We start from the raw sequence: 6,649 nt of genomic DNA, 5'->3' as shown, positions 1-6,649 counted from the left end.
GACCTCGGCCTGGGCCGGGCGCCCGGCACGGACGGCGCGACCGCGGCGGCCCTGCGCCGCACCGACCGCCTCCACGAGGGCGCCGACGAATTCCCCGAGCAGCTCGCGGAGTTGACGCGTTTCCTCGACGACGACTTCCCCGACGGCCACCCCTACCGGCGTATCCACGCCATCCCTGGACCCGTCCAGGGCACCGCCCCCGGCGGCGTCCAGTCCCCCCACCGCCCGCCGATCTGGCTCCTCGGCTCCTCCGGCTTCAGCGCACGCCTCGCCGGCGCCCTCGGACTCCCCTTCGCCTTCGCGCACCACTTCTCCGCGCAGAACACGGTCCCGGCGCTGGACCTCTACCGCGAGTCGTTCACCCCCTCGGCCGTCCTCGACGCCCCCTACGCCCTCATCGGCGTCTCCGCCCTCGCCGTCGACGACGAGCCCGAGGCCCGCCGCCAACTCCTCGCCACCGGCCTCAACATGGTCCGCCTGCGCACCGGCCGCCCCGGCCTCTTCCCGTCCCCCGAGGAGGCGGAGGCCCACCAACTGTCGGAACTCGAACGCGAGTTCATCGACTCCTGGACCGCGAACATCGTCCACGGCCCGGCCGACCAGGTGCGCGCGGGGCTGGACGACCTCCAGAAGCGCACCGGAGCCGACGAGTTGATGCTGACGAGCCACGCGCACCGGGGTGAACTGCGGGTGCGGTCGTACGAGTTGATCGCGGATGCGTACGGGTTGCCCACGGTGTGAGGGAGCGGCGTGAGGTCGCCGGGTGCGGAGTGACGCCCGGCGACACGACGTCCCCTCGTCCGCCGATCGCGGAGCGTGATACACCGCCGATTCCCTCAGCCGACGGGTGGGAGAGGTGAGTTGGGAGGGGTGTACGGCAACACCCGAGACGCTCACGGGTGGTTGGCCGAATATCGCCCCCGGAGACGCCCCTCTAGGGCCTCCCCAGAGCCCGAACCTCCCCGTTCTTCCCGGGCACCGGCCCCGCCGCCGACCCGACACCCGGCCCCGCAGCCGCCCCTGCCCCCGGCCCAACCCCCGGCGCCGAACCCACCCCCTGCCCCGAAGCCGCCCCCTGCGCCCCACTCACATGCAACTCCGCGATCCGCTCGGCCGACACCGGACGCGAGTACAGCCACCCCTGCCCCGTGTCGCACCCGATCCTCCGCAGCCGCGCCGCCTGCGAAGCCGTCTCCACGCACTCCGCGGTGACCGTCAGCCCCAGCCGATGGGCGAGGTCGATCATCGCCTCGACGACGACCTCGTCGGCGGGATTGGGCGGCGCCCCCGACCCGTCGTACTGGAAGCCCCGCACGAAGGAACCGTCCAGCTTCAGCACGGACACCGGCAGACGGCTGAGGTAGGCGAGGTTGGAGTACCCCGTCCCGAAGTCGTCGATGGCGATCCGGACGCCCATGTCGCTGAGCGCCTGGAGCGCCTGGAGGGGACGGCCCGCGGACCCCATGACGGCCGACTCCGTCAGCTCCAACTGGAGCAGTCCCGGCGCCAGTTCGGTCTCGGCGAGGATCTCCGCGACATCGGCGACGAGATCGGAGTCCCACACCTGGCGGACGGCGACGTTGACGCTGACGAAGAGCGGAGTCTCGTCCGGGTGGTCCAACTGCCAGCGGCGTGCCTGCTGGCAGGCGCTTTCGAGGACCCACCGGCCGAGCGGCACGATAGAGCCGTCCTCCTCGGCCAGGCCGACGAACCGATTCGGCGGCAGCAGACCGAAACGCGGATGGTCCCAGCGCACCAACGCCTCGACGCCGCGCAGCCGTCCGTCGGACATCCCGACCAACGGCTGGTACTCCAGCACGAATTCACCCCGCTCGATGGCGGGCCGGAGGGTGGAGGCGAGAGCTTGACGGGTCATCAGGTGGGCGTTGCGCTCGGGGTCGAACAGCGTCCACCGGGACTTGCCGTCGACCTTGGCCCAGTACAGCGTCGTATCCGCCGCCTGCACCAGGCCCGTTGCCGTCGTCCCCGCGGCGTGGCGCTCCACGACCCCGATGGACGCGGTGACGTTGAGCCGCTGGCCGTCCAGATCGAACGGCGCCTGAAGGGACTTGAGGACTGCCTCGGCCAACTCCGCGAGCTGGTCGGTGCCGGTGGAGTCCGCGACGAGCAGCGCGAACTCGTCCCCGCCGAGCCGTGCGACGAGCGGCGCGGCCGCTCTGGCCCGACCCGCCTCCTCCGCACAGGAGTTGAGCCGCTCGGCGACGGCCGCGAGCAGCCGGTCGCCCACCCGGTGCCCGAGCGTGTCGTTGACGGCCTTGAAGCCGTCGAGGTCGAGGTAGCACAGCCCGATCCGCCCGGTCCCGCCGCGTTCGTACGCGTCGGGCTCCAGCGCGGCCGACAACCGTTCGAAGAACAAAGCCCTGTTGGGGAGCCGGGTCACCGGGTCGTGCATCTGGAGGTGGCGCAGCCGCGCCTGGAGTTCGCGCCGCGCGCTGATGTCGGCGACCGACAGCAGCACCCCGGGCGTGTCGCCGCCCAGCGGGGACACGGTCACCCGCGCCCACACGGCCCGCCCGTCGGGCTGCTTCAGCCACCGCGCGCACCGGAGTTCGGCCTGCCGGCCGTACAGCACCTCGCGGTACGCGTGCCAGGTGCGCGCGTCGGACGCGAGGTCGAGCAGATCGGCGGCGACCCGCCCGACCAGCCCCTCGGCGGCGGCCCCGAGGATCTCCGCGAAGGCCGTGTTGACGGAGACGATCGCCCCGTCCCGCCCCACGACGGCCATCGCCGACGGGGACGCGGCGAAGACCGCCTGATACGCGGACGGGCCGAGGGCGCCGTTCGGCCCCCGGGCACCATCCGATGCCAAAGTGTCACTCTCTGTAACGGCGGACCGGTCGAGGTCTGCCGCGGGCGTCGGCCCTTCGGACGTTCCGCTCACCGCTCGCTCCCGCAGTGCACTCGATCTCTGTCCGCGCAGGAAAGTGTCAGGAAAGTGTGCCGATCATAGAGGCTGGGCCCGGACCACCGCAGCCACTGCCAAGTGTCCATGACCTACCCACTCTTCTGACAGATCGTTTCTGCCCGCAGCCGGACCGGTTCTGCGGACCTCGGACCACATGTGACGTTCCGTGAGCGTTCCGGGGTGTCGGGCGTCGCCCGGTTCGTCGTACGACTCACTCGTCCGGGGCAGACAAACAGCGCGTGGTATGACAAACCCGTACAGGGTGGGTGGAGGTGTCCCCAGATCCGCCCGCCTCCGGAGGTCCTCGTGCCGCGTCCGCTCCCGCGCCCCCGCCTGCGCACGTCAGCGGCCGTGTTCACCACGCTCTCCGCGCTCGCCGCGAGCTCCCTCGCCGGTGTCCCGTCGGTGGCCGAACCTTTCTCCACCGCGCCCTGCGCCCTCACCCGCACCGCCGCCCACCACTCCGAGGGCCTCGACACCTGGAACGCCGCCTATCCGCGCCCCGTCCGCTCCCTCGACGCGGTGATGGTCTTCCTCTCCTTCCCCGACAGCCGCCCGCGCACCACCCCCGCCGAACTCGCCGCCGACCACTTCCCGGCCACCTCCGACTTCTTCCGCCGCGCCTCCTACGGCCGCTTCACCCTGCGCGCCCACCCCCTCAAGCGGTGGATCCGGATGCCGCAGCCGTCCACGGCGTACGCCATACAGCGCGACTGGAACGCCGAGCGCCGCGCCGCCTACCTGCGCGACGCGCTCGCCGCCGCCGATCCCGACGTCGACTTCTCGCGGTACGACGTCGTCTACTTCGTCGCCGATCCGGACGCGCCCGGCGTCGACTCCGACGCGACGAAGGTCGTCAACCTGGACGTGCCGCTGCGGGCGGACGGCACCGCGATCCGGCGTGTCGTCACCGTCTTCGAGCAGCACCCGCCGGACCGGCTGGTCCTCGCCCACGAGACCGGGCACGTCTTCGACCTCCCCGACCTCTACCACCGGCCCGCCGACGGCAAGGGCGACTGGGACACGTACGTCGGCGACTGGGACCTGATGGGCAGTCAGTTCGGGCTGGCTCCCGACCTGTTCGGCTGGCACAAGTGGAAACTGGGGTGGCTCCAGCCCCGCCAGGTGGTGTGCGTACGGGACTCCGGGACGACCCGCCTCACCCTCGAACCGCTGGCCGCCGGGCCGGACGTCCCCATCACCCGCGCCTCCGGCTCGCCGGCGTTCGGGCTCGGCAACGGGACGAAACTCGCGGTCGTGCGTACGGGTGTGGGCAGCGCGCTCGCCTTTGAGGCGCGCGGGCCCGTCGGCGACGATGTGGCCGCCTGCCGGGCCGGGGTGCTCGTCTACCGGGTGCACAGCGCGGCGGACTCCGGGCGCGGGCCCGTCGAGGTCGTCGACGCGCATCCGCACAGCGAGGCGTGCTGGGAGCGGTCCGTCTACCCGCCGCTCGCGGACGCGCCGGTGGGGGCGGGGGAGAGCTTCACCGTGCCGGCCGTGCCGGGGGAGCGGGCGGTACGGGTGGAGGTGGAGGGGCGGACGGCTTCGGGGGCGTGGACGGTGAAGATCACGCCCCGGTGATACCCGTAGTACTTGAGGCCCCTCAAGAGGTGCGCGCGAAAGAGATGTGCGAAAGGCCCCCCGCTTCCGCGAGAGGCCTTTCCGTCAAGTGCGCCGCCAGGGACTCGAACCCCGGACCCGCTGATTAAGAGTCAGCTGCTCTAACCAACTGAGCTAGCGGCGCCTGCTGACGTCGTAGACCTTAGCACCCTGATCCGGGCGCGGCGAAATCGATAGGCGGACGGCTGCCCGCGCGGCCCGCACCGCCGCCCACAGCAGTACCTCCGCCCCCGGCAGCCAGGGGTGACGCGTGTCCGGGGCGACCAGCCAGCGGGCCGCCGCGGTGGCCTCGCCGGTGACCGCCGGGACGGTGATCGCGTCACCGGGGCCGTGGCACAGCAGCGGCGGGAGACACGCCGTCCGGGTGCCGTCGCTGCTCCACTGCTCCCAGGAGAGCAGGGACGGCAGCCGCTGGGCCGTGCCGGGGGCCGCGAACAGCAGCATCCGGCCACGGAACACCGCCACCGGACCCGTGCCCTCCCCCTCGCCCCACAGCCGGTCCAGCATCCGTCTGCCGAACACCGCCGCCGTGCTCACGACGTCGAACACCGCACCGCACGACAGCACGACCGGGGCGTCCGGCCGTTCCTCCCAGAAGGACAGCAGGCTGCGCGGGTGCGCCCCCGCGGAGGCCAGCCATGCCGCGCCGTCGGGGGTGACCCCGGTGATGTCTCCGCATTCGTCCCAAGAGCCGCTCATGGGATAAAGATCTACCGGGGGTGAGCGGGGGATCTCGGAGAGTTGCGGGAAACCGGGACGGATGGGTGGTGGGGGCGGTATCTTGCCCGCCTGGCATATGCCGGGGGAGGGGGCTGGGGAGCTACTGAGGTACTACGGGTCGTACGAGTCGACCGCCGTCGAGGTCTGCCGAGAGGTGTACGGGGTCACCCGTAGGGGACCGGGCCGGCTCGGACGGACTCAGATGGGCTCCACCCGGCTGTGGCTCTCGCCCGCCGCCTCACCCCGCAGCAGGTCCCGCCCGAACTCCACCATCTTCTTCGCGTAGTCCTCGGTCCACTCCGCCCGCTCCGCGATGTCCGCCGCCGTCAGCCGGTCGAACCGGCGCGGGTCGGCGAGCTGGGCCGCCGCCATCGCCTGGAACTCCGTCGCCCGGTCCGCCGCCGCGCGGAACGCGTGCGCGAGCTCACTGGAGCGCGCCAGCAGAGCCGAGGGGTCCTCTATCGACTCCAGGTCGAAGAAGTGCTCCGGGTCCCCGGCCGCCTCCGCGGGCTCGAAGAGCAGGGGCGCGGGGCGTAGCCGCCGTTCGTTCCGACGCGGCGTGGGCTCCGCCATGTCTTCTCCTCCCTCGTACGGTGCGATTCCGGACCACCCTTCATTGTCCCCCGCCTTCGCAAGAGGCACTCCGAGGGCGACCCCGAGAACCAACGTGCGGAGGGTACGGGGTGTTCCCGGGCCACAGAGCCACCAGGCCACCCGGCGTGCACGCCAAGGCCTTCACCGGCGGTGTGCCGGACTCCGTCCGGCGAAGGGGCGGCGCTGGTGGGATGCCCGGCTGTCAGGTGCCCGGTGCGTCGATCAGGGCCGCCACCGCACCCGGTGCCCGGCGAGGTGCTCCAGTACCGAATGGTTCGCCTCCCAACCATCCGGGCTGTATTCATCGGCCGCCTCCGGCGGTGTGCCGGACTCCGTCCGGCGAAGGGGCGGCGCTGGCGGGATGCCCGGCTGTCAGGTGCTCGGCGCGTCGATCAGGGCCGCCACCGCACCCGGTGCCCGGCGAGGTGCTCCAGCACCGAATGGTTCGCCTCCCAACCATCCGGAAACTTCACCAGCGTCCCCAACTGCACCGGTTCCGTCGACGGATAGTCGTCCAGGAGGTCGCCGACGCCCTCGCGGCACACGACCACGCACGCGTGCCGGTGGCGGGACGTCAGGACGCAGAGGCGGCCGGTCTCCAGGTGGAAGGCGGTGGCGTCGGGGCGGCCGGAGAGGGGGTGGAGGATGACGGTGACGTCGAACTCCATGCCCTGGAGGCGGTTGAGCCCGGTCGCCGTCACCACGTCCTGGATCCCGGTCGAGGCCACGCCCTGCCGCCAGAACAGCCGCACCACGGTCTCCAGAGCGGCGTCCGGATCGAAGTGCTTG

The 6,649-nt window shown here is 72.2% G+C and carries 5 protein-coding genes, 1 tRNA gene and 1 pseudogene; 2 read left to right on the top strand and 5 right to left on the bottom strand.

What is annotated here, in order from left to right; all coding sequences use genetic code 11:
* A partial coding sequence (locus tag ACVNF4_RS30405; RefSeq protein WP_461806097.1) for an MsnO8 family LLM class oxidoreductase occupies positions 1 to 741 on the top strand: 741 nt, incomplete at its 5' end.
* A gap of 193 nt (positions 742 to 934) precedes the next feature.
* On the opposite strand, the gene ACVNF4_RS30400 is transcribed toward ACVNF4_RS30405, so the two are convergent.
* On the bottom strand, positions 935 to 2,902 hold the full coding sequence (locus ACVNF4_RS30400) for a putative bifunctional diguanylate cyclase/phosphodiesterase (protein ID WP_461806096.1): 1,968 nt from the start codon (positions 2,900 to 2,902) through the stop codon (positions 935 to 937).
* A gap of 330 nt (positions 2,903 to 3,232) precedes the next feature.
* Between ACVNF4_RS30400 and ACVNF4_RS30395 the strand changes: the two genes are divergently transcribed.
* Positions 3,233 to 4,507: a M6 family metalloprotease domain-containing protein gene (locus ACVNF4_RS30395; RefSeq protein WP_461806095.1), complete on the top strand. Its 1,275-nt coding sequence runs from the start codon at positions 3,233 to 3,235 to the stop codon at positions 4,505 to 4,507.
* A gap of 89 nt (positions 4,508 to 4,596) precedes the next feature.
* On the opposite strand, the gene ACVNF4_RS30390 is transcribed toward ACVNF4_RS30395, so the two are convergent.
* The 4 genes and pseudogenes from ACVNF4_RS30390 to ACVNF4_RS30375 all read right to left on the bottom strand — a co-directional run.
* A tRNA-Lys gene (locus ACVNF4_RS30390) sits at positions 4,597 to 4,670 on the bottom strand.
* A complete protein-coding gene (locus ACVNF4_RS30385) occupies positions 4,661 to 5,245 on the bottom strand; it encodes a bifunctional DNA primase/polymerase (protein WP_461806094.1) in 585 nt (194 codons plus the stop codon). The genes ACVNF4_RS30390 and ACVNF4_RS30385 overlap by 10 nt, the downstream gene beginning before the upstream one ends.
* Before the next feature lie 219 nt (positions 5,246 to 5,464).
* On the bottom strand, positions 5,465 to 5,839 hold the full coding sequence (locus ACVNF4_RS30380; RefSeq protein WP_461806093.1) for a hypothetical protein: 375 nt from the start codon (positions 5,837 to 5,839) through the stop codon (positions 5,465 to 5,467).
* 413 nt (positions 5,840 to 6,252) lie between these two features.
* Positions 6,253 to 6,649: pseudogene (locus ACVNF4_RS30375) on the bottom strand (hypothetical protein); the annotation flags it as partial.

The organism is Streptomyces sp. S6 (assembly GCF_054880855.1).
This window is presented reverse-complemented; position numbering and strand designations above follow the sequence as displayed.

Bases quoted from the DNA above. Each gene is read 5' to 3' on its own strand.
- ACVNF4_RS30385 (WP_461806094.1), bottom strand. From the start codon at position 5,245: ATGAGCGGCTCTTGGGACGAATGCGGAGACATCACCGGGGTCACCCCC.
- ACVNF4_RS30380 (WP_461806093.1), bottom strand. From the start codon at position 5,839: ATGGCGGAGCCCACGCCGCGTCGGAACGAACGGCGGCTACGCCCCGCG.